This is a genomic window from Arsenophonus sp. PmNCSU2021_1 (assembly GCF_036919435.1).
GTDB lineage: Bacteria > Pseudomonadota > Gammaproteobacteria > Enterobacterales > Enterobacteriaceae > Arsenophonus > Arsenophonus nilaparvatae.
The window spans coordinates 132165-155294 of the sequence record NZ_JAZHPL010000003.1 but is presented as its reverse complement, the minus strand read 5'-3'; the positions used below and the strand labels follow the sequence as shown (position 1 = coordinate 155294).

Below are 23130 nucleotides of genomic sequence, written 5' to 3'. Positions count from 1 at the left end.
TCAACAATATGCAATAACATAAAAAATGTTATTTCTCTTATTTAAGGTCGTTACCAGTTTGCTTTTTAACCGCATGCTTTGCACGGATCTCCTTAGCGACTAAAGCAATCGCTTCCCCACTACTCATTCCATCAGCCATCAATTGATGAATACGTTCAGCAGCTTCTTGTTGCTCCTGATGATTTAACGTTGGCATATCTGAAAACATTTATTTTTCACTCATTTTTTATTTAAACATCATTATCAATATAACATTAGCATAGTTTGACCTATGAAAAACGTTATTTTATGGTAGTATATTCGTTAATAACCCTTATCGTTGCCTAATAAATATGCGCCTGCAAAAAATTCAATTACCTTATTCATTAGATGCCGCTTTAAATTATTTTAATGCTATCGCCAACCAGCCATGGGCGATGTTATTACATTCGGGTAATGCAAGCCATCCACATAACCGTTTTGATATTGTAGTCGCTGATCCAGTAACCACGTTAGAAACAAGAGACAGTATCACGCAAATTAACCGTGAAAATGAAAAAATCAGCTCAGAACTTGATCCATTTGAGCTATTAAAAAGTGAAATGCAACATTTGAATCTCACTTTCACAGTGAATAGCGATCTTCCTTTCCAAGGCGGAGCTTTAGGTATATGGGGCTATGATTTAGGCCGGCGAATAGAAATTCTGCCGGAGCTTGCTAAGAAAGAATTAAGCTTTCCCGATATGGCGATCGGTGTTTATCTTTGGGCATTAATTGTTGATCACCATAAAAAAATAGTAACTTTGCTCAGTTATCAAAATGTTGAACAACGCTTGTCATGGTTAGAAAACCAAACGAAAATACCAACTGAACAGTTTCAAATGTGTGAACCATGGCAAAGTAACATGTCAAGACAGCAATATCACCATAAAATTAGCCAAATTCATCAATATTTGCGCGATGGTGATTGTTACCAAATTAATTTAGCGCAACGTTTTAAAGCCAAATATCAGGGTAATGAATGGGAAGCGTTTCTTAAACTTAATCAAAATAATCAGGCACCCTTCTCCGCCTTCATTCGTTTAGAACAACATTGCGTGCTCAGTGTATCCCCTGAACGTTTTCTTTGGCTGAACGACAATTCAATTCAAACCCGTCCAATCAAAGGCACATTGCCTAGGCTGACTGATGCCCAAGAAGATCAAAAACAGATAAAACGTTTACAATTATCAACCAAAGATCGCGCTGAAAACGTAATGATAGTTGATTTATTGCGTAATGATATTGGTAAAGTTGCAATACCAGGAACAGTCAGTGTACCAGAACTTTTTGTGGTTGAATCTTTTCCGGCTATTGATCATTTAGTTAGCACTATTGTTGCACAATTGCCTTCTAGCTATCATCCCACTGAGCTATTAAAAGCCTGCTTTCCAGGCGGCTCAATTACCGGCGCGCCGAAAATACGTTCAATGGAAATTATTGATGAGCTTGAACCTCATCGTCGCCATAGTTACTGCGGAGCAATTGGTTATATCAGTTTCTGCGGTACGATGGATACAAACATCAGCATACGTACCTTATTAACTGAAAATCAAAACCTTTATTGTTGGGCAGGCGGTGGAATTGTGGCAGATAGTACCGCCGAAAAAGAGTATCAAGAGACTTTTGATAAACTGAGTAGAATATTACCCGTATTAGAAAATAATCAATGTTAATGAATATGTTAGATAATTTTATTAACCGATTTGAATTAATATTACCTATCGCCACTGATACCGCTCAACCTGTTAATACCGATAGCGCAAAAAAAAGTGCCGCTGTACTATTACCCATTATTTGCAAACCTGAACCCACTCTGCTATTTACCAAAAGAACTGATAACTTGCGCCTTCATGCTAGTCAGATTTCTTTTCCTGGTGGCGCTCGTGAACCGGATGATCATAATTTAATTGAAACGGCCTTACGTGAATCTTATGAAGAAATTAATATTTTGCCAAATCAGGTGCAGATCCTCGGAAAAATGCAGCCAATAAAAAGCCATAGTGGCTATTTAGTGACGCCTATTGTTGGATTACTATCAACAAAGGTTTCTTATTACAAAAATCCAGCCGAAGTAGCCGCTATTTTTGAAGTCCCACTGAAGCTCGCCCTCACCTTAACTCATCATCATTCCATTATGATCAATAATGCAGGCCATAAAAAGCGTCTGTTCTTTTATCGCTACAATCAATATCTAATTTGGGGATTAACTGCAACAATTCTCAATAAATTGGCCCTACAACTTGTTTAAAATAGGCAAAAAATAAGAAATCTTTTTATTTTACATTTTATTCACTGCTACTAGTATATTTCAAAAAAAACGATAAACTGGCAATCTATTATAACACGGTAATATTACAACCATAACATTTAGTCTTAAGTGATTACTTTATCGTTTTTATTTTTCCAGGGGGTTCTTAGTGATCAGTGTTTTCGATATGTTTAAAGTAGGTATTGGCCCATCCAGTTCTCATACCGTTGGTCCAATGAAAGCGGGTAAAGAATTTGTCGATCAATTGGTAGAAAAAAATTTACTTTCCTCCGTCACTCGTATCGCTGTTGATATTTATGGTTCACTTTCATTAACCGGAAAGGGACATCATACTGATATTGCTATTATTATGGGTTTAGCGGGTAATTTGCCAGCAACCATTGATATTGAATCAATTGCAGATTTTATTGCCAATGTTGAGCAAACTGAACGTTTATCTTTAGCAAATACAAGCCATTATGTTGATTTTCCACGCCAAGGCGGGATAAATTTTCATTATAATAATTTACCATTACATGAAAATGGTATGACCATTACCGCTTTCAATAATGATAAGCAAATATTCAGTAAAACATATTACTCGATAGGTGGCGGCTTCATTGTTGATGAAGAACATTTTGGCCAACAAATATCTACTAATAAAAAAGTACCCTATGCCTATAACTCAGCAGCTGAACTGTTACTTCATTGTAAGAAAACCGGTTTATCTGTTTCTAGTCTTATGATGAAAAACGAATTAGCGCTGCATACGAAAGAAGAAATTGACCACTATTTTGCCAATATTTGGCATACCATGCAGGCTTGTATCGATAAAGGGCTTAATACTGAAGGTATTTTACCCGGCCCGCTTCGCGTCCCCCGACGCGCGCCGGCATTACATCGCATGCTGACCGCTTCCCAAAAAATGTCCAATGACCCAATGGATGTCGTTGATCTGATCAATATGTTTGCATTAGCGGTCAACGAAGAAAATGCCGCCGGTGGTCGTGTCGTAACAGCACCCACTAATGGTGCCTGCGGCATCGTTCCTGCTGTGTTAGCTTACTATGATCATTGTATAGAACCTATTACACCGGCTCTTTACAATCGTTACTTTTTAGCTTCAGGGGCAATTGGTATTCTTTACAAAATGAATGCCTCTATATCAGGTGCTGAAGTCGGCTGCCAAGGTGAAGTCGGTGTTGCCTGTTCAATGGCCGCTGCTGGATTAACGGAATTGCTGGGTGGTAATCCTGAACAAGTCTGTATTGCCGCTGAAATTGGTATGGAGCATAATTTAGGTCTTACCTGTGACCCGGTTGCAGGACAAGTTCAAGTCCCTTGCATTGAACGTAATGCAATTGCGTCAGTAAAAGCTATTAATGCGGCAAGAATGGCATTACGTAGAACAAGTGAACCCCGAATTTCTTTAGATAAAGTTATCGAGACCATGTATGAAACAGGTAAAGATATGAATGCTAAATACCGTGAAACTTCTCGCGGAGGTTTAGCTATTAAAGTTCAGTGTGATTAATTTATCACGCATCTTAAAATATATTCCTTATCGTTTATAACCCTTTCCATAAAAAGGGTTATTTTTATTTATTACACATTTTTATAGCCAATTAGTTAAAAATCTTACCTGTATTAAAGTACAGTTTATATCTATAGAATTACAAATTAAATTCTATTATTTCATACAAGATAATAACAACTATAACAAAATCAACTTGCTTGATAAAAATTATCTTTCTCTAAATATATTTATATGTATTTTAAATTTTCTAATCAGCAGCATATTTTTTCTTATATTTAAATGATAATCTATAAACTAATTAATTAGTTTCAATAATGGTTAATGCTTTATAACATGAAAAACTATTCATATTAGTGATTATTTGATTGTATTCATCCGTCAACGGAGAGTACACTCTAATAATCATTTTTATTATTTAACCTACTTCTTAAGGGGAAAAGTAGTGAGTATAGCTATTATAATTAGCACTCATGGTGTTGCTGCAAAACAGTTGCTCATGACCGCTGAAATGTTGATTGGCGAACAACAAAATATCGCTTATATCGATTTTATTCCAGGTGAAAACGCTGATACATTAATTGAAAAATATAATCAAAAGCTTAATGAGCTCGATGTTTCTCAAGGTGTGTTATTTTTAGTAGATATGTGGGGAGGCAGTCCATTTAACGCCGCTAGTCGAATTATTGAAAGTAAAGATAAAGACAAATATGATATAGCTACCGGAGTTAACGTCCCCATGTTAGTTGCTACGTTACTATCCCGCGATGATGATCCTACTTTTAGTGAATTAGTCAACACTGCTATTGAAACCGGTCGCAGCGAAATTAAAGCGCTCAACAATCAGCAGACTAGCGATAAACCGCAAAATTCACCGACGCCAACTCCCCCTCCTAAGGTAACCAATTCAGCTACGCAAGGCCATATGTTTATTGCCCTTGCACGAATTGATGATCGCTTAATTCATGGTCAAGTGGCTACTCGCTGGACCAAAGAGACAAAAGTTAAACGTATTATCGTAGTCAGTAATGAAGTTGCTAAAGATCATGTTCGTTCCACCTTATTAAAACAAGTTGCACCACCGGGTGTCACTGCGCATGTAGTCGACGTAGAAAAATGTATTCGTGTCTACAATAATCCTAAGTATGCCGGTGAACGCGTTATGCTGTTATTTACCAATCCAACAGACGTTTTACACCTTGTGGACGGCGGTGTCGAAATAAAGTCTGTTAATATTGGTGGCATGGCATACCGTGAAGGTAAAACACAGGTTAACAATGCAATCTCGATCGATAATGAGGATATTGATGCTTTCAATCAATTATCCAAACGAGGCATTGAACTTGAAGCGCGTAAAGTTTCTAGTGACAACAAACTGGATATGTTAGCTCTTATCAAAAAAGCAAAAAACTGAGTTTCCTTTTTTGGTTATCCATTCACGACTTAAAAATAGATTCACCAACGTTGTTGGTTACAGGAGATAAACAATGGAGCTTACCGTTGTTCAAATCATACTCGTTTTCCTTGTTGCCTGTATTGCAGGTATGGGTTCTGTGCTAGATGAATTCCAATTTCATCGTCCTTTAATTGCTTGTACACTAATTGGTCTCGTACTTGGTGATCTAAAAACAGGGATAATTATCGGCGGCACGCTGGAAATGATCGCGCTCGGATGGATGAATATCGGTGCGGCCATGGCTCCCGATGCCGCCCTAGCCTCAATTATTTCTACCATTCTGGTTATTGCCGGCGGGCAGGATATTGGTACCGGTATTGCACTAGCAATTCCTTTAGCTGCCGCAGGACAAGTATTGACCGTTATTGTTCGGACAATCACTGTTGCATTCCAACATGCATCTGATCGCGCTGCATTATCTGCTAATTTACGTGCATTAACCATAATTCATATCTTAGCTCTGTTATTACAGGCTATACGTATTGCTATTCCTTCTTTAATTGTTGCTATCTCTGTAGGTACTTCAGAAGTCCAACACCTACTGGATTCAATTCCTGAGGTTGTCACTAAAGGGTTGAATATTGCTGGCGGTATGATCGTTGTTGTCGGTTACGCTATGGTAATCAATATGATGCGTGCAGGTTATCTAATGCCATTCTTCTACTTGGGCTTTGTAACTGCTGCATTTACCAATTTCAACCTAGTTGCACTAGGCGTGATTGGTGTTGTGATGGCTATTCTCTATATTCAACTCAGTCCAAAATACAACCAATCACAAATTGCTGCTTCGCAAAATAACGGCAATAGTGATTTAGATAATGAATTAGATTAATTAAGGAATGTAATAATGGCAGATACAACTTCAGTAAACCAAACAAATCTAAAAAAGCTTACTGCTGGTGATATTCGCGGAGTTTTTTTACGTTCCAATCTTTTTCAAGGATCGTGGAACTTTGAACGTATGCAAGCCCTGGGCTTTTGTTTTTCAATGATCCCAGTGATCCGCCGTTTATACCCTGAAAACAGTGAAGAACGTAAACAAGCCATTAAACGCCATCTTGAGTTTTTTAATACTCATCCTTATGTAGCAGCGCCTGTTTTAGGTGTCACCATAGCGATGGAAGAGCAAAGAGCTAATGGCGCGGATATCGATGATGGTGCAATTAATGGCATCAAAGTAGGTTTAATGGGCCCTCTAGCGGGCGTTGGTGACCCTATTTTTTGGGGCACAGTACGTCCAGTTTTTGCGGCTCTAGGCGCCGGAATTGCAATGTCAGGTAGTCTACTAGGACCGCTACTATTTTTTATTTTGTTTAATTTAGTTCGCTTATTAACCCGTTATTACGGTGTTACCTATGGCTATAAAAAAGGGCTCGATATTGTTCATGACATGGGGGGTGGCTTTTTACAAAAAATGACCGAAGGTGCTTCTATCCTAGGGCTATTTGTCATGGGCGCATTAGTCAATAAGTGGACTAATGTTAATATCCCTTTAGTCGTATCAGAGATAAAAAATCCCAATACTGGTGAGGTAACAATTACCACCGTACAAACTATCCTTAATCAATTAATGCCGGGTTTAGTGCCATTATTACTAACCTTTGGTTGTATGTGGTTATTGAGACGCAAGGTTAATCCACTATGGATTATCATTGGTTTCTTTATTCTAGGCATTGTTGGCTATTGGGCTGGATTTTTAGGCTAACAGACTCAACTTCTTAATTGTCAATTGCGGGAGGTTGCAACCTCCCGTTTTTAATTTTATCTTTACAGCAGATTAATAATCGATTGGAGTCTTTGCTTATGAATATGAATATGAATAATATTGTATTGACTGTCTTGATCCTACTAATGCTAACTTATGCTATCTATGAAGAATTGATTGTTAACTTATTAAATGGAAAAACAAAATTAAAAATAAAGTTAAGGCGTAAAAATAGAATCGATGCCGTTATTTTTATTATACTGATCGCGATTGTTATTTATCATAATATTATTCAACATGGTAGTCAGCTAACAACCTATTTATTAATGATTACCATTATTATTGCTATTTACTTAACATTCATTCGTTATCCTAAGCTTTATTTTAAAGATAAAGGTTTTTACTACAATAATGTCTATATATTGTACGAAAATATTAAAACAATTAATTTATCGAAAGATGGAATATTAATAGTCGGTTTAGAAAAAAGAAAAATTTATATTGCTGTTAAACAGTTTGATGATTTAGATAAAGTTTACAATTTTATGTTCAATAATAAATAAATATAAATAATATTGTTAATTATTCTTATATATTTAATCAACTAGAATTATTATTTTTATTAAAAATTAAATGATATTAATTTTATAAATTAATAAAACACGAGTTTCGCACAGGCATATAAAGTTCTAGAAATGGCTTAAAAGCAATGGTTAATCTGTAAGTTACTAAAACACATAAATTTTATTAAATTACAATAATTTGTATTTAATTTATAAGGTTTTGTCTATTTATATATCATGCTGAATTAAACTTAAAAATAGCGCGTTTTTTTATTGGTGCGAAACTCGTGTAAAAATTTAAATAATTGCCTTTTATTATTTTTATGATATCTTTTGTGATAAGTCATTGGGGAGTAGCCTGTTCTAAATAAAATTGTCTATTAGCGATTAATTTAGAAATTTCATGTCAACATACTCGTTATGATCCATAACGTGGCATGAATACCTGACAAGGTTGGCGAGACCATAGGCATATTTTTACTCTAGGTTGGAAGTAAAAATATGTGTATGGATAACTTTCCAACTGAGACGGTATAATGAACTTATACGCAACCCTAGCTTTATCTCTTGCATTATCGATGGATGCTTTTGCTGCATCTGTTTGCAAAGGTGCTAGCTTGTTTAATCCCTCTTTACGTGAAGCAATAAGAACTGGTTTTATTTTTGGTATTATTGAGGCCATCACTCCCATCATTGGCTGGAGTTTGGGACTATTGGCCAGTCAGTATATTATTAAGTGGAATCATTGGATAGCGTTTAGTCTATTATTCATGTTGGGTAGCCAAATGATATATCAAAGTTACCATCATGCAAAAAACAATAGCAAACCTCAACCTATTCACTGTCACAATTCTTTTACCCTTATTACTACTGCCTTAGCAACCAGTCTGGATGCAATGGCTATTGGTGTCAGTCTGGCCTTTTTGCAAATTAATATCATCCATACAGCGATGGCAATCGGACTAATGACCATGATTATGGCAACACTTGGAATATTATTAGGTCGTTATATTGGTCCATTATTAGGAAAAAAAGCCGAAATGATTGGCGGTGTTACCCTAATCATTATCGGATTTAGTATCGTTTATCAAAATATTTAATTTATTAAATAATTAATACACATCTATGTTTTTAATGCTTTTTTAGGTTAAAAATGATAGCAAACAGACACTAAAAAATAAAAGTTTTAACCATTACTAACAAAATAGCTAACCATTTAATTGATTGATTACATTATTTTAAAATAAAATAGAATATATTATAGACTGATGATAATAATTTTTATTAATTACAAATGGCATTTTTTGCCTATCTATAATATCAAAAATCATAAAATAGAACTTATAAATAAATCAATAATTCTTTACAGTTAGGCTATTTACCCACTGATTGTGGAAGGTGAACATGTCAGAAAATGTAATCAATGATATTGTTAATTGGCTAGAAAGCCAATTACAACGAAATGAAGGCATTAAGATTGATACCATTGCTAATAAAAGTGGTTATTCTAAATGGCATTTACAACGGATCTTTAAACAATTAAAAGGTTGCACTTTAGGTGAATATGTTCGTAAACGTCGATTACTGGAAGCAGCCAGGTTATTACGAGAAGATAAATTTTCTATTTTGGATATATAGCCCTACAATACGGTTTTAGTTCGCAAGCAACTTTTACCCGCATTTTTAAAAAACATTTTAATACTACACCGGCTAAATTTCGCCAAAATGGGCAGTTACCCGACTTTAATCAATTTATGGACTAATCTAGAATTATTAATTTTTAGACTTTAGTTATTATATGCCAGTCTAAATGCTGACTTTACGGCTGTTTGCAATAAAATTATGCTTAAATATATCTCTTTCCAGCAATGGATGCTAATAATTAACAATCATTAATTTGATTCATGCTATTTCATTGACTAACCAATTTTCGAATTGTATAAGCTGCTGATGAAAATTTGGATATTGAAACTGGATCTCAGCGATTAATTGCTTAATTGTCGCTGGTTGGTATTTTTTGCCAATCAACTTTTGGCTAAAAAGCTCTAATGGCGATGGATCTAAACTATCCGTATAAATTTTGCTAGTTGAAATTTTTCCTTTATCAATATCAAAATGAAGTTCAACTCCACCCCAGGCAAATCGGGTTTAAAGTATATGACTAAAAGCTGGCGCGTGACCAAAATTCCACTCCCAGCTAGATTGTTCAGCATAAATGTCAACAAAACCGGGTAAATCAGGCAAATTAGTTGGTGAAATTATTTCTGCCTTCACTACCCATCATAATAGTTAAAAAAATTGTTTGCTAAGGCGTTACAAATTGCCTGATGACTAATCTGAACATCAATTTCAGCTAAATTCATTACCCTAGAACGTACGGAGGTAATGCCTTTACTAATTAATTTCTTCGGATCCGGATTTAAATAACTGGCTAAACGGTTTAAATCTGTATTAATAAGTAAAGTGCCATGATGAAAACCGCGATCGTGTGTTTCAAAATAAGCTGATCCGGAAATTTTACGCTCACCATGGGCGAAATGGACAACTAGATCATTTCGACCTGAAACTTGAGCCTTTATCCCAACCTCAGCTAGTCCTGCAATAATAATTTGTGTTGAAATAGTTTTATCATAACCTGAGTTCGGGATAAGCGTTAGTTATGAGAAAATAAAAATAGCTCATTTATCAATAAAAACCTTTTAAAATCAATAAAATGATAAAAAAGGGAATATTTTTAGTTGGTTGTAGGTTAAAAAATAAGCTATTTTCTCTGCTAAAATCATGAAAAAAGCCAAAACTTAGCACTGTTTTATGTAAAAATTTTAATTTAAGTAATTGAATATATAATGAAAAACTTTATATTCCTTATCCCGAACTCAGGTTATCATAGGCTGGTTTACCCGCCATAAAGGTAAAACAGGTGTTTCCCAAATCATGAAAAACCGCACCACCACCACTGCGGCGGCGAGCTAATTTGACTCCATCTTGGGCCATTTTACGTGTATTACACTCTTTCCATGGATTTTGTGCCCGACCAATAACGACAATATTATTATTGCGCCAAAGAAACATAATCCGCTGCTTGACTGACATTTGGCGGAAAATAGCCTCTTCAACAGCTAAATTAAACCAGGGATCAAATGATTCAGAAATAAGAAGACGTATTGAAGCCATAAGAATTTTGCCAGCCTATATTCATTTTGTTATAGCAAAAACCAAAAAGTTATTATAACTAAAAATGACACTTAAATACGGCGTGCCTGCCAGAAAACCTTGCGCCAGTATATATTGTTTAACGAAGAGCGAATAACACCTTTGCTAGTTGAGGCATGAATAAAAGTATTATCCGTATCATAAATACCAACATGTAGACCATTTTCACCTGAGCCGGTTTTAAAAAAAACCAAATCGCCCGGCATAAGATCCTTAATATTAATACGGGTGCCATAAGTGGTTTGAGCTATTGTCGTGCGCGGTAATTGAATGGCAAAACGATCACTAAAAGTTCGATAAACAAAGCCTGAACAATCAACTCCACTTGATGCTAAACCACCATAACGATATGGCGTACCATACCATTGTGATAGTTGTTCTTTAAGTTGAGCGATGGTCATAATAGGATCAGAAAGTTGGCTTTTTAACGGCGGAGCTGTTCTGTTTACTGAAGAAGAACAGCCAATTAAAGTAAGGTAAAATAAAAAAAGCAGGTGTTTAATTCTTATTAACATAAAGCACCTTTATCGCTTAATAGGATAATTAAATAGACTTTAATCAGTGTTTAATAAAAAACAAGTTTTTATTAATCGGTAATCGCTATTTTTAAGCAATACACTGGCTATAAAAATAAGTATTCTGCTCAGTTTTTTAGCTTTATTTTCGCATTACTTCAGGCCGAGAAATAATCCAAATACCAAGCAAAATAAATACTACACCGACAAATTTAATCAATGTCGCCGATTCATTAAACCAAGGCAAAGTAACTGCGAATAAATAAACTAGTACATAGCTTAAACTAATCAGTGGATAAGCTTTACTTAATGCTAAAAATTTCAAGGCAAATAGCCAGCAAACCATCGAAAGCACATAGCCAATTAAACCGATAAAAATCAGCCCAAACGCCGGCAGATTTTCAAGTAACCAATTAACATCCATCCACTGATGATTTAATTTAAACTCAGGTAATATAGTTACTCCAGCTTTTAAACAAAGTTGCGCTAAAGTGATCAATATTACACTACCGATACCCCAAAAGTAGCCTTTCATATATTTAATAAAACTATACCCAACATGATAATAAATACGCCGATCCAATGTTTGATACTGATCTTCTCTTGATAAATAAATTGTCCAATCAGTGTAACGATAACAAAGTTAATACTTAACATAGGATAAGCAATACTAAGCGGTAAAATTTGTAGTAATTTAAGCCAAAATAGCATGCCTAAAGCAAGCAAAATAATCGCTATTAGCAGCCATTTAATGGCTAAACTATTTTTTGCCGGCAAACCACTTTGCCAATATATCACCGCTTGCTTTTGGCAAACCTGTCCAATGCAAGTTAGCAGGCTAACAATTATCAATAAAAAAAAATGTGTCATGGTTGCTGATAATAGGTCATTATTGCCATTCTTGGATTGCGAACTACATGATCAGGCTTAGGAATATCATCAGGCAGCCCTTCATTTCTACGTAATAAAAGAACCACTGAAATTTGTCCTTCTTTCCGTGACAAGCTAAGCCATTTAGCAAAATTTCCTTGTTTGATTAAGCGAAATTGGCTATCAGGATAATTTAAGCCGTATCTTAATTCACCTGATCTTTCATATAAATAAATATCACCTTGATGTAATTCCCATGCCAAAGCTGCGCCTAATCCAACATTATCCGCTAGCACAAACTTACTTTCTTCCAACAAAGATATATTTTGCCGAATTAATTGCTGCGGTAACTTAGAATCAATAGTATCTTGCGGTAATGCATAACTTATTGATAAGCTCAAGGCTAAAGAACATGCCGCGCCCCAGAGCCAATACCTGGCATTGGATATCAAACTAAAATAGCCAATAATCAGCCAAATGCAAAAAACCGTTATACCTAATGCCAATTTTGGCCACTCCAACGGGGTATATAAAGGATGCTCAACAAATAACCCCATAATAATCAAAGTAATAATTGCCAATATGGCAAAAGCGATATTGGTAAAACCGTTAAATTTAATGGCTGTCAAATTGCGATTTTTAACACAATCAACCGCATATTTTGCCATCATTAATGCAAGCGGTGCCATCACCGGCAACATATAAGTAAGTAATTTACCCTTAGCGATACTAAAAAATACAAAAGGGACAATAAACCAACAAAGCAGAAAAAACATTTCCGGTTTGATTTTTCGTTCCCGCCAACTTTTTAATAATGTACCAGGTAAAAGCCCTAACCAAGGTATTACACCAAGTAAAATAATGGGAATATAAAACCAAATAGGCGCTTTATGTTGGGCATCCTCTGATGAGAAGCGCTGAATATGTTCTACCCAGAAAAAGTAATGCCAATAATCCGGTTCATATTGATTGACAGCTAATGCCCAAGGAAGGCTTATTAATGCCGCACTGATGATGGCTATGCCACCAAATTTGAGCATCTCAGTAAAACGTTTTTGATACAACATAATTGGCAGCATGACAATAACCGGGATAGCTAAGGCTAAAAAACCCTTGGTCATAAATGCCATACCACAGGTAAGCCCCATAACTGCCCAGGCAAGTAACTTTGCAGCAACCTTTGATGCTTTTAATAACCAAAAACAACATAGCATACAAGCAGTAAGCCACATGGTAAGCATCGGATCGAGTACGCTATAGGTGCCAACAGCAAAAACCAAAAACATCGAAACATACATCAAAGTAGCAACAAACGCGACATTTCGATTACGCCACATTACCATCGCTAACCAGTAAATTAAGCCAGCGCTGATCATAGTTGCAAATACAGCACCAAAACGAACAGCAAAATTGGTATTACCAAATATCATTTGACTGATATTATTTATCCAATATCCGGCCACTGGCTTTTCAAAATAGCGAATATTAAGCAAGTAAGGCACAATCCAATCACCTTTTTGCAACATTTCTCGGCTAATTTCTGCGTAACGCGTTTCATCTGGCTGCCACAACAGTCGGCCATTTAACGGTACTAAATAGGTAAAAATAAAAAAAAGAGCTAATAAAAAAGCACCTGTTTTTTGTAACTGTTTAGTTAACATCAAGCGCTATACCTCGTGTTGACACCCTAGCCAATCCTCACGACCTGGAAAAGATGAACGAATAATTTTTCCGTGTGGTAAAGAATTAATATCATTAGGTATTAATTCACGCAACGAACAAAATACCATTTGTTCTGCAATCATTCTCGCTAGTAAGCTGTCAAATTGCATCGATTTAGACATACCTTCTACTTCAGTATGAATAGTATAAACAGGCGTTCCTGCATCTTCCTGCATCGCGTTAATAATAAAATCATTAAAGTTTTCATCTTTAACCAAAGTGCCAACAACTTCATCATAAGTCGGTAGTGTTACTGGAATTTGTACAGTACCAATCGAACCATCCGCTAAAATAGGACGAAAAGGATGGGTACCACGGCAATCACTATTATAGTCAAATTTAAAATTTTCTTTCGCCGTTAATACACGTTCATCGGCCCGCCAACCAGCCACAGCTGAGCATTTCACGGTAGCGCCCGTTGCGGCTTCAAGCACATCCACGCCTAATTTAATTTGTTCGACTAATTTGGTTCTTGGCCATTTACCTACATGAGCTTGCCAGCCTTGATGATCCCATGCATGTAGCCCAACTTCATGACCTGCATCCAATGTTTGTTTCATTAAGTAACCTAGATCATTGGCTATTTTTTTACCTGACCAGGCTGTACCGGCTAATAAAATATCCCAACCATAGAGTGATGTCGCATTCGATCTTAACATTTTCCATAAAAATTTAGGTCGAAACAGGCGCCATAAATGACGCCCCATGTTATCTGGACCGACACTGAAAAAAAAACTGGCTCGAATTTGATATTTAGCGAGCACTTTAAGTAACTGTGGCACACCTTCTTTAGTACCTTGATAGGTATCCACATCAATTCTTAAGCCAATTTTCTTCATTATTTTTTACCTAATTCTTCCGTCGCAGCTTGCAAAAAGAAATCTAAAGTTTCATCAATAGTCTGTTTCATATCAACAGTTGGCTCCCAATCGAGCAAGCGCCGCGCATTTTCAATACTAGGTCTACGGTGCTCAACATCTTGATATCCTTTACCATAATAACTACTACTTTCAATCTTTTTAAGACCAGCAAATGGAGGAAAGTGTTTACGTAACGGATGTCTTTCAAAACTGTCAAGTAACATATCAGCTAATTGAGCAATGCTTGCTTCATTGGTCGGATTACCAATATTAATAATTTGACCATCGCATTTTTCATCTTTATTTTCAATAATACGAAATAATGCTTCAATACCATCTTTAATATCGGTGAAACAACGTTTCTGAATGCCGCCATCAACTAATTTTATCGGTGAACCTTCGACCAAATTTAAAATTAATTGGGTAATCGCTCGTGAACTACCAATACGGGCAGAATGTAAACTATCGAGACGTGGGCCCATCCAATTAAACGGTCTAAATAGAGTGAATTTCAACCCTTCTTTAACACCATATGCCCAAATAACGCGATCTAATAGCTGTTTAGAAACAGAGTAAATCCAACGCTGTTTGTTAATTGGCCCGACAATTAAACGAGAAGTATCTTCATCAAATTCTTTATCATCACACATCCCGTAAACTTCAGAAGTTGATGGGAAAATAATACGTTTATTATATTTTACACAATAACGCACTATCTTTAAGTTTTCTTCAAAATCTAACTCGAAAACTTTTAATGGATTGCGGGTATATTCAATCGGTGTTGCAATAGCAACCAGTGGTAAAATGATGTCACATTTTTTAATATGATATTCAATCCACTCAGTATGAATACTGATATCGCCTTCAACAAAATGAAAATGCTGATCATCACCAAAACGGGGATCATTAATAAAACGGGCAACAGCAGAAGAAGTAATATCCAAACCATAGATATCATAGTGACCATCTGCTAATAAACGTTCGGTTAAGTGATTACCAATAAAACCATTTACACCCAAGATCAAAACACGCTTACGCCGTTTTACCTGGGTCGTCGGTCTAGCACCAACTCGCACGCCATTGACGATTCCCATTTCAGCCGCTAAACGCGATCCTTCAACGTATAATCCAGCTCCACTCTGCCCGGTCAGAATTTCAAGCACACCTTGACCACAAGCTATTTGCAATGGTTCGGTAGAAATGATTGTACCCGGTAATTTATCGTGTGATTTTTCTAGCACACGGGCACGCCAGACAATCATTTTACTCTCAGCCAAATAAGTAAATGCACCTGGATATGGCTCGGTTACTGCTCGTACTAAGTTATTCACTTCGGTAGCAGATTTAGACCAATCAATTAAACCATCTTCAGCGCTACGACGGCCAAAATAGGTTGCCTTACTTTCATCTTGGGGTGTTGCTGAATAATCACCTATTTTAATTAAGGGTAATGTATCAGCCAAAAGCTGTTCAGCCGCCTGACGAATTTTCTCATGTAACACTAATGCGGTATCTGTTGCATTAATAGAGATTTTTTTCTGTGCAACAATATCACCTGCATCCGGCTTGGCTATCATCTTATGTAATGTGACACCCGTTTCTGTTTCACCATGCAAAATAGCCCAATTGATCGGCACACGACCACGATATTTAGGTAATAAAGAACCATGCAAGTTAAAAGCACCTTTAGGGGCTAACGCCAATAACTCTTGACTAAGCATGTGGCGATAGTAAAAAGAGAAAATAACATCCGGTTGCATTTTCTCAATACGCTCAATCCAAAGTGAATGATTGACATTTTCTGGCGCAAATACAGATAAACCCATCTCAGCTCCCAAGCGCGCAACTGAGGAAAAGAAATGATTCTCTTTAGGATCATCTGTATGTGTAAAAACAGCCTGAATTTCAAAGCCCGCCTTCTGTAGCGCCTTTAATCCCACACAACCAATATCATGGTAAGCAAAAACAATAGCTTTCATTATTTTTTTTCCTGATTTTCGTCAGTATCTAGATGAACACCAACTATCTTTTGAATAAAGTAACGGGGTCGGGCACGAACATCATTGTACATTCTGCCAATATATTCACCGAGTAGTCCCATGGCAATAAATTGCGCGCCAATAAATATGAATAGAATAGCAAACAGCGTAAAAACACCCTCTGCAGCCCACATTGCACCAAAAATAAGACGCAAAATAATTAACAGAACCGCCAGTAAAAATCCACTTGCCGCAATAAAACTACCAACTACACTCAACAAACGTAACGGAGTAGTAGTTAAACAAGTGAGTAAATCAAACATTAAATTTACTAGCTTCATCAAGCTATATTTTGAATCACCAAACTCACGTTCTGCATGGGCAACATCAATTTCGATCGTTCTTTTAGCAAACGTATTTGCTAAAATGGGAATAAATGTACTGCGTTCATGACACTGTAGCATCGCATTAATAATATTACGCCGATAAGCACGCAACATGCAGCCATAATCGCCCATGGTGCGCCCAGTTGCTTTGGTGATCATGGCATTAATAATTTTTGACACTGTTTTACGAAACCAAGAATCTTGCCGATTCATCCGTCTGGTCCCGACTACGTCATAGCCTTCTTCCGCTACCTGTACCAGATGTGGAATTTCTTCAGGCGGGTTTTGTAAATCAGCATCTAAGGTGATCACAAGATTACCGGTTGCCTGTTTAAAACCAGCCATAATGGCAGAATGTTGACCATAGTTACGATTTAAAATCACTGCGATAACGTGATTTGCCGGATTTTCAGCAGCATCCATCAGCAATCTAGCTGAATTATCAGCACTACCATCATCAACTAAAATTAATTCATATGGCTGTTTCAATCTCTGACAAGCAGCCAATGTTCTTTCCAATAACTGGGGTAAGCTTTGCTCTTCGTTATAAATAGGGATAACGATAGAAACTTTTTTTATTTCTTCAAAATCATTTTGAAAAGACACTATCTCGGCTCCGAAAAAATTTCATTAATAGCAGCAACAACGCGATCAACATCTTGAGCACTCATGTCAGGGAATAGTGGCAATGAACATAAGGTCTTCGAGTTCCATTCAGAATTAGGTAGAGAAAGCGATGGATAATGTTCTCTATAATATTTTTGCGTATGAGCCGCTCGGAAATGTAGACCAGTACCAATATTCTTCTCTTTTAAGCGTTCCATAAAACTATCACGGTCAATACCACAGACAGCTTTATCGACTCGAACCATAAACAGATGATTGGCATGTAAATGGGGATAATCGGGTATATCCAACATTTTTAACGGCAGATTGGCAAGCGCTTGTCGATAATAAGCAACAAGCTCTGCACGACGTTTATTTATCTGTGTTAACTTTGTTAATTGAACAACAGCAATTGCCGCATGAATATCAGAGAGATTATATTTAAATCCAGGTTCAACGACCTCAGCCTGTGGTTTACGACCTTGTATTTGTCGATCGAAAGCATCTACACCTAAACCATGAAATTTTAAACATCGCAGACGTGTGGCCAAGGCATCATCATCGGTAGCGACTAAACCGCCTTCGGCACAAGTGATATTTTTAATCGCATGAAATGAAAAAATGGCGGTGCCCTGTTGACCAATCCATTCACTTTGATACTGAGTACCTACGGCATGAGCCGCATCCTCGATCAATGCAATATTGTTTCTTTGTGCAATCTCACGTAACGCGTCAAGATCGCATGGCGCCCCGGCGTAATGTACCGGAATAATCGCTTTTGTCTTAGGGGTAATCGCCTTCTCAACGACATCAGGCTGAACCATTAAAGTGTCACGATCTACATCAATCATGACTGGATGTACCCCTAACAAGGTGATCACATTAATGGTTGAAACCCATGTTAATGAGGGGGGTAATAACTTCATCTCCAGGACCAATTCCTAAGGCCATAAGCGTTATATGCATACCCGCTGTTGCCGAACAAAAAGCAATTGCATGCCGACACAACCAAATTTATGGCGAAAGTCTTCTTCGAGTTGATGATTTTGAGGCCCGGTTGTTATCCAACCAGAACGTAATACATTTTCTACCGCCCGGATCTCTTCGTCACCTATTGCTGGGCGAGAAAAAGGAAGAAAATCATTCATGAGATTAACCTACTAGCAATTCATCTAATATTTTTTTAGAGTCAGTTGTCTATAATATCATAAAATAGCTTAACTACACATCAACATGACAATAACTTTCCAATCTAACTAATCAGAACGGATTAATTTGTTAAATATACTTGGCTAAAGAGAATTTCATATTAGTGAAGTAAATTAAAAAGCAAAATAAAACCCCTAATAATTCTTATCAATAAGAAAGTGAATAAATAATAATAAGTAAATTTAAAGTCAATGTTAGTACAATTTTGTTAATAAGTGTTTTTGATTAATAGAGCAAAATAACGAACTTTTGTTTAGGATTATATTGATATAATTGAATAATAAAAAAGCCGCTTTAGCGGCTTTTTAGAATAATAATTCATTATTTATGAGGCTTTATCTTTTCAACCCGGCCTTTCAACTTTTGCCCTGGTCGAAAAGTCACCACTCGACGAGCAGTGATGGGAATATCTTCTCCAGTCTTTGGATTTCGACCTGGTCGCTGATTTTTATCACGCAGATCAAAATTACCAAACCCTGACAGTTTCACCTGCTCCCCATTTTCTAATGAACGACGAACTTCTTCAAAGAAAAGTTCAACCAGGTCTTTCGCATCACGTTTGCTTATACCCAGTTTTTCGAACAGACTTTCTGACATTTCAGCTTTTGTAAGCGCCATAGGTTTAGTCCCTCAAGGATGCTTGGAATCGCCGTTTTAACGCAGCAACACATTTATCAACAGTTGCGGCAATCTCTTCTTCTTCCAGAGTACGATTTGTATCCTGCAAGATTAAGCTAATAGCAAGGCTCTTATAACCTTCCGCTACACCTTTACCACAGTACACGTCAAACAACTTTATGCCAACTATATGATTTATGCCAATTTTCTTGCATTCAGCTAATACGTCCGCTGTTGCTACTTCTTCTGGTACTAAAACAGCAATATCCCGTCGGTTGGCAGGAAAACGTGAAATCATATTTGCTTTAGGAACAACACGCTCTGCAACAGTATCCCACAGCAATTCAAAAACAAGTGTCCGACCATTCAAATCTAGCTTATTTTCCAGTTCAGGGTGAATAACGCCTATATATCCAATATAATCATTATTCAGATAAATCGCAGCGCTTTGTCCAGGATGAAGTGCAGGATCAGAATGAGCCTTATAAATAATATTGTCTAATTTTCCGGTTAATGCCAGTATTGCTTCGACGTCACCTTTGATATCAAAAAAATCCACAGCGCGTTTTTCTTGTGACCAGTGCTCTTCATAACGATTGCCAGTAATCACACCCGCTAACATCAATTCTTGCCGAATACCATACTCTGCTGTTACATCCGGCACAAATCGTAATCCAGTTTCAAACAGTCGAATGCGATTTTGTTGACGATTTTGATTGTAAATTACTGTCGTTAATAAGCCGGGCAATAAAGAAAGCCGCATTACCGACATATCTGCTGAAATAGGATCCGGTAAAATCATTGCATCAGAATCTGGATGCAGTAGTTGCTGAATTTTAGGATCAACAAAACTGTAGGTAATCGCTTCATTGTAATCACGATCAATTAATAATGTTTTCACTCGTTTTAATGGCAGCGCTGATTCACAACGGGGGGTCATAACTAAATCTGCATGTAACGGTACATCAGGTATATTATTATAACCATAAACACGGGCTACTTCTTCAATCAGATCTTCTTCAATTTGCATATCAAAACGCCAAGAAGGAGCAACCACCTGCCAATTATCTTGCTCACCATTCACTTTGCATCCTAAACGTTGAAGGATCTGGGTAACGTTAATATCTGGAATACAATGACCAATCAAGCGATCCAGTTTTTGCCGAGTCAGGGTTATTGTTGCCACTTTCGGTAAGTTTGTTTGATGGCTAACATCAATAATATTTCCAACCTCACCACCACAAATTTCAACGATTAATCTAGTCGCACGTTCCATAGCTTTATATTGCAGCTGTGGATCAACGCCCCGCTCAAAACGGTGTGAAGCCTCAGTATGCAGACCATAATTACGTGCCCGGCCAGCAATCGACAGTGGATCGAAAAAAGCACTCTCTAACAGAATATTAGTGGTTTTTTCATTAACGCTGGAGTGCTTGCCACCAAAAATACCGGCAATTCCTAAGGCATTCTTCTCATCGGCAATGACTAAAGTATCTGGCTTCAAAGTTACCTTGCTGTCATCGAGCAAAACTAATGTTTCATCCTGTTTTGCCATTCGAACAATGATCATGCCATTTAAGCGATCAAGATCATAAGCATGCAATGGTTGACCTAATTCTAATAACACAAAATTAGTAATATCAACCACCGGATCAATACTACGGATCCCCCCTCGACGTAATTTTTCTCTCATCCAGCTAGGGGTTTGCGCTGTAACATCGATGCCTTTTATTACTCGTCCTAAAAAGCGTGGGCATGCCATAGGCGCTTCCACCTGAATCGGAAAAACACTAGCATCAGTGGCTTTAACTGGTTCAATTTCTATCGTATTTAACTCTAGGTTATTGATAGCTGCAATATCGCGAGCGATACCTAAAATACTTAAACAATCAGCTCGATTCGGTGTCAAGCTTACATCAAAAATATGGTCATCTAGTTGCAAGTAGTTACGAATATCGGTACCAATAGGCGCGTCCTGTGGTAGCTCAATAATACCAGTATGATCATCCGAAATGCCAAGTTCAAAATAAGAACAAAGCATACCTTCAGAAAGCTCACCGCGGAGTTTTGTCGCTTTTATTTTAAAATTATCGGGTAAAACCGCGCCAATTGTTGCCACAGCGACTTTTAACCCTTGACGACAATTTGGTGCTCCACAGACAATATTGAGTAACTGTTCAGTGCCAATATTGATCTTTGTTAACCGTAACTTATCTGCATTAAGATGCTGAACACATTCAACAACCTCGCCGACTACCACACCCTGGAATTGACCGGCAACAGATTTAACATCATCAATCTCCAGACCCGCCATCGTCATCTGCTCTGATAAGACTTCACTGCTTATTGCTGGATTTATCCATTCACGTAACCAAAATTCACTCAATTTCATGTGATAATCCTGCCCTATCTAAATTGTTTAAGAAAACGAAGATCATTTTCAAAAAAAGCACGTAAATCCGTCACACCATAGCGTAACATCGTTAAACGCTCCATTCCCATTCCAAAGGCAAAACCAGAATATAAGTCAGGATCAATGCCAACATTGCGTAATACATTGGGATGTACCATGCCACAACCTAACACTTCTAACCATTTACCATTTTTATCCATCACATCAACTTCAGCTGAAGGTTCAGTGAATGGAAAATATGATGGCCGAAAACGAACGCAGGTTTTTTCTTCAAAAAAATGATTTAAAAAGTCATGCAATGTACCTTTTAAATTGGTAAAACTAATATTTTTATCAACAATCAAGCCTTCTGTCTGATGGAACATTGGCGTATGGGTTTGATCATAATCATTTCGATACACTCGACCAGGAGCAATAATACGAATTGGGGGTTGTTTACCCTTCATGGTACGAATTTGCACACCAGAAGTTTGTGTACGTAATAGACGCTTAGTATCAAACCAAAAAGTATCATGTGACGCACGAGCCGGATGATGAGCTGGAATATTTAAAGCATCAAAATTGTGATAGTCATCCTCTATTTCAGGGCCGGAAACAACAGAAAAACCAAGTTCAGCAAAAAATTCTTCAATACGATCAATGGTACGGGTTACTAGATGAAGACTACCATGTTCGATCTGGCGACCTGGCAATGAAATATCTATTTTTTCTGCCGCTAATCGAGCATTCAATATCGTATTTTCTAACTGCTCTTTACGTATATTCAATGAATTCTGAACTTGTTGTTTCGCCTGATTAATAACTGCTCCTGCTGCAGGGCGTTCTTCTGCAGGTAGATCACGCAACGTTGACATCTGTTGTGTTAAATGGCCTTTTTTACCTAAAAACTCAACACGCACTGAATCCAACGCAGCAACATCCTGAGCTTTTTCTATGGCTGCTTTTGCCTGCGCAACCAACTCGATGAGATGTGGCATTGTTCCCTCTTCTTACGACCCTTTGGTCTAATCATTGTTGAAAATAAAATTTTTTAGCAATTACTAACAAAAAAGCCTCCATTTGGAGGCTTATCGCGGTTTTTCGTTTCTTTTCTTAAATGCGCGAAAGCCCCAAATTTTAGGTACTAAAATAAAAAAAGAAACGAAAAAAAACAATTTTCATCTTTAAGCAGCTATTCATAAAATAACTCTTACTTATAATACAACGGGTCAT

The 23130-nt window shown here is 37.0% G+C and carries 21 protein-coding genes, 3 pseudogenes, 1 riboswitch and 1 other annotated feature; of the genes and pseudogenes, 9 read left to right on the top strand and 15 right to left on the bottom strand.

What is annotated here, in order from left to right; translation table 11 throughout:
- Window positions 1–37: 37 nt before the first annotated feature.
- Window positions 38–208: a YoaH family protein gene (locus V3224_RS03135; RefSeq protein ID WP_334468460.1), complete on the bottom strand. Its 171-nt coding sequence runs from the start codon at window positions 206–208 to the stop codon at window positions 38–40.
- 124 nt (window positions 209–332) lie between these two features.
- On the opposite strand from V3224_RS03135, the gene pabB reads away from it, so the two are divergent.
- The 9 genes and pseudogenes from pabB to V3224_RS03090 all read left to right on the top strand — a co-directional run bounded on the left by pabB (window position 333) and on the right by V3224_RS03090 (window position 9290).
- Window positions 333–1694, top strand: coding sequence for an aminodeoxychorismate synthase component 1 (gene pabB, locus V3224_RS03130; RefSeq protein ID WP_334468458.1), 1362 nt, complete (start codon window positions 333–335; stop codon window positions 1692–1694).
- Window positions 1694–2269 carry a CoA pyrophosphatase gene (locus V3224_RS03125; RefSeq protein WP_334468755.1) on the top strand — a complete coding sequence of 192 codons (576 nt, stop codon included), beginning with the start codon at window positions 1694–1696 and terminating at the stop codon, window positions 2267–2269. Before pabB ends, V3224_RS03125 begins: the two co-directional genes overlap by 1 nt.
- A 169-nt stretch (window positions 2270–2438) precedes the next feature.
- A complete protein-coding gene (locus V3224_RS03120) occupies window positions 2439–3803 on the top strand; it encodes an L-serine ammonia-lyase (RefSeq protein ID WP_334468456.1) in 1365 nt (454 codons plus the stop codon).
- A gap of 445 nt (window positions 3804–4248) precedes the next feature.
- Window positions 4249–5217: a PTS mannose transporter subunit IIAB gene (gene manX, locus V3224_RS03115; protein WP_334468455.1), complete on the top strand. Its 969-nt coding sequence runs from the start codon at window positions 4249–4251 to the stop codon at window positions 5215–5217.
- A gap of 73 nt (window positions 5218–5290) precedes the next feature.
- Window positions 5291–6091, top strand: a complete 801-nt coding sequence (locus V3224_RS03110) for a PTS mannose/fructose/sorbose transporter subunit IIC (protein ID WP_334468453.1) — start codon at window positions 5291–5293, stop codon at window positions 6089–6091.
- 15 nt (window positions 6092–6106) lie between these two features.
- A complete protein-coding gene (locus tag V3224_RS03105) occupies window positions 6107–6964 on the top strand; it encodes a PTS mannose transporter subunit IID (RefSeq protein WP_129109186.1) in 858 nt (285 codons plus the stop codon).
- A gap of 104 nt (window positions 6965–7068) precedes the next feature.
- A complete protein-coding gene (locus tag V3224_RS03100) occupies window positions 7069–7527 on the top strand; it encodes a DUF986 family protein (RefSeq protein WP_334468450.1) in 459 nt (152 codons plus the stop codon).
- 336 nt (window positions 7528–7863) lie between these two features.
- Window positions 7864–8016: riboswitch (yybP-ykoY riboswitch) on the top strand.
- Window positions 8017–8063: 47 nt separating this feature from the next.
- Window positions 8064–8627 carry a manganese efflux pump MntP gene (mntP, locus tag V3224_RS03095; protein WP_334468448.1) on the top strand — a complete coding sequence of 188 codons (564 nt, stop codon included), beginning with the start codon at window positions 8064–8066 and terminating at the stop codon, window positions 8625–8627.
- Between the two features lie 304 nt (window positions 8628–8931).
- Window positions 8932–9290: pseudogene (locus tag V3224_RS03090) on the top strand (helix-turn-helix domain-containing protein).
- 139 nt (window positions 9291–9429) lie between these two features.
- Here the strand turns inward: V3224_RS03090 and V3224_RS29715 are convergent.
- From V3224_RS29715 to pheM, 14 genes and pseudogenes are all read right to left on the bottom strand, one after another.
- Window positions 9430–10160: pseudogene (locus V3224_RS29715) on the bottom strand (lipoate--protein ligase); the annotation flags it as partial.
- 232 nt (window positions 10161–10392) lie between these two features.
- Complete coding sequence (locus V3224_RS03080) at window positions 10393–10701, bottom strand: lipoyl protein ligase domain-containing protein (RefSeq protein ID WP_442889772.1); 309 nt, start codon at window positions 10699–10701, stop codon at window positions 10393–10395.
- 71 nt (window positions 10702–10772) lie between these two features.
- Complete coding sequence (locus V3224_RS03075; protein WP_032115959.1) at window positions 10773–11255, bottom strand: C40 family peptidase; 483 nt, start codon at window positions 11253–11255, stop codon at window positions 10773–10775.
- A gap of 142 nt (window positions 11256–11397) precedes the next feature.
- A complete protein-coding gene (arnF, locus tag V3224_RS03070) occupies window positions 11398–11790 on the bottom strand; it encodes a 4-amino-4-deoxy-L-arabinose-phosphoundecaprenol flippase subunit ArnF (RefSeq protein WP_310509141.1) in 393 nt (130 codons plus the stop codon).
- Complete coding sequence (gene arnE / locus V3224_RS03065) at window positions 11787–12125, bottom strand: 4-amino-4-deoxy-L-arabinose-phosphoundecaprenol flippase subunit ArnE (RefSeq protein ID WP_310509140.1); 339 nt, start codon at window positions 12123–12125, stop codon at window positions 11787–11789. The genes arnF and arnE overlap by 4 nt, the downstream gene beginning before the upstream one ends.
- Window positions 12122–13786 carry a lipid IV(A) 4-amino-4-deoxy-L-arabinosyltransferase gene (gene arnT / locus V3224_RS03060; RefSeq protein WP_334468444.1) on the bottom strand — a complete coding sequence of 555 codons (1665 nt, stop codon included), beginning with the start codon at window positions 13784–13786 and terminating at the stop codon, window positions 12122–12124. Before arnT ends, arnE begins: the two co-directional genes overlap by 4 nt.
- Before the next feature lie 6 nt (window positions 13787–13792).
- The gene (gene arnD, locus V3224_RS03055; RefSeq protein ID WP_334468443.1) at window positions 13793–14686 is read right to left on the bottom strand and encodes a 4-deoxy-4-formamido-L-arabinose-phosphoundecaprenol deformylase; all 894 of its coding nucleotides are present in this window, start codon (window positions 14684–14686) and stop codon (window positions 13793–13795) included.
- Window positions 14686–16686 carry a bifunctional UDP-4-amino-4-deoxy-L-arabinose formyltransferase/UDP-glucuronic acid oxidase ArnA gene (arnA, locus tag V3224_RS03050; protein WP_334468441.1) on the bottom strand — a complete coding sequence of 667 codons (2001 nt, stop codon included), beginning with the start codon at window positions 16684–16686 and terminating at the stop codon, window positions 14686–14688. Before arnA ends, arnD begins: the two co-directional genes overlap by 1 nt.
- Window positions 16686–17678: an undecaprenyl-phosphate 4-deoxy-4-formamido-L-arabinose transferase gene (arnC, locus tag V3224_RS03045; protein WP_334468439.1), complete on the bottom strand. Its 993-nt coding sequence runs from the start codon at window positions 17676–17678 to the stop codon at window positions 16686–16688. Before arnC ends, arnA begins: the two co-directional genes overlap by 1 nt.
- Window positions 17678–18826, bottom strand: a pseudogene (gene arnB / locus V3224_RS03040) (UDP-4-amino-4-deoxy-L-arabinose aminotransferase). The gene arnC and the pseudogene arnB overlap by 1 nt, the downstream one beginning before the upstream one ends.
- Window positions 18827–19208: 382 nt before the next feature.
- A complete protein-coding gene (gene ihfA, locus V3224_RS03035; protein WP_032115967.1) occupies window positions 19209–19505 on the bottom strand; it encodes an integration host factor subunit alpha in 297 nt (98 codons plus the stop codon).
- A gap of 4 nt (window positions 19506–19509) precedes the next feature.
- Window positions 19510–21897 carry a phenylalanine--tRNA ligase subunit beta gene (gene pheT, locus V3224_RS03030; protein WP_334468438.1) on the bottom strand — a complete coding sequence of 796 codons (2388 nt, stop codon included), beginning with the start codon at window positions 21895–21897 and terminating at the stop codon, window positions 19510–19512.
- Between the two features lie 14 nt (window positions 21898–21911).
- Window positions 21912–22895 carry a phenylalanine--tRNA ligase subunit alpha gene (gene pheS, locus V3224_RS03025; protein ID WP_334468436.1) on the bottom strand — a complete coding sequence of 328 codons (984 nt, stop codon included), beginning with the start codon at window positions 22893–22895 and terminating at the stop codon, window positions 21912–21914.
- Window positions 22896–22960: 65 nt separating this feature from the next.
- Window positions 22961–23083, bottom strand: a sequence feature (Phe leader region).
- A complete protein-coding gene (gene pheM, locus V3224_RS29710; RefSeq protein ID WP_225507512.1) occupies window positions 23035–23079 on the bottom strand; it encodes a pheST operon leader peptide PheM in 45 nt (14 codons plus the stop codon). It overlaps the preceding feature by 45 nt.
- Window positions 23084–23130: the final 47 nt, after the last annotated feature.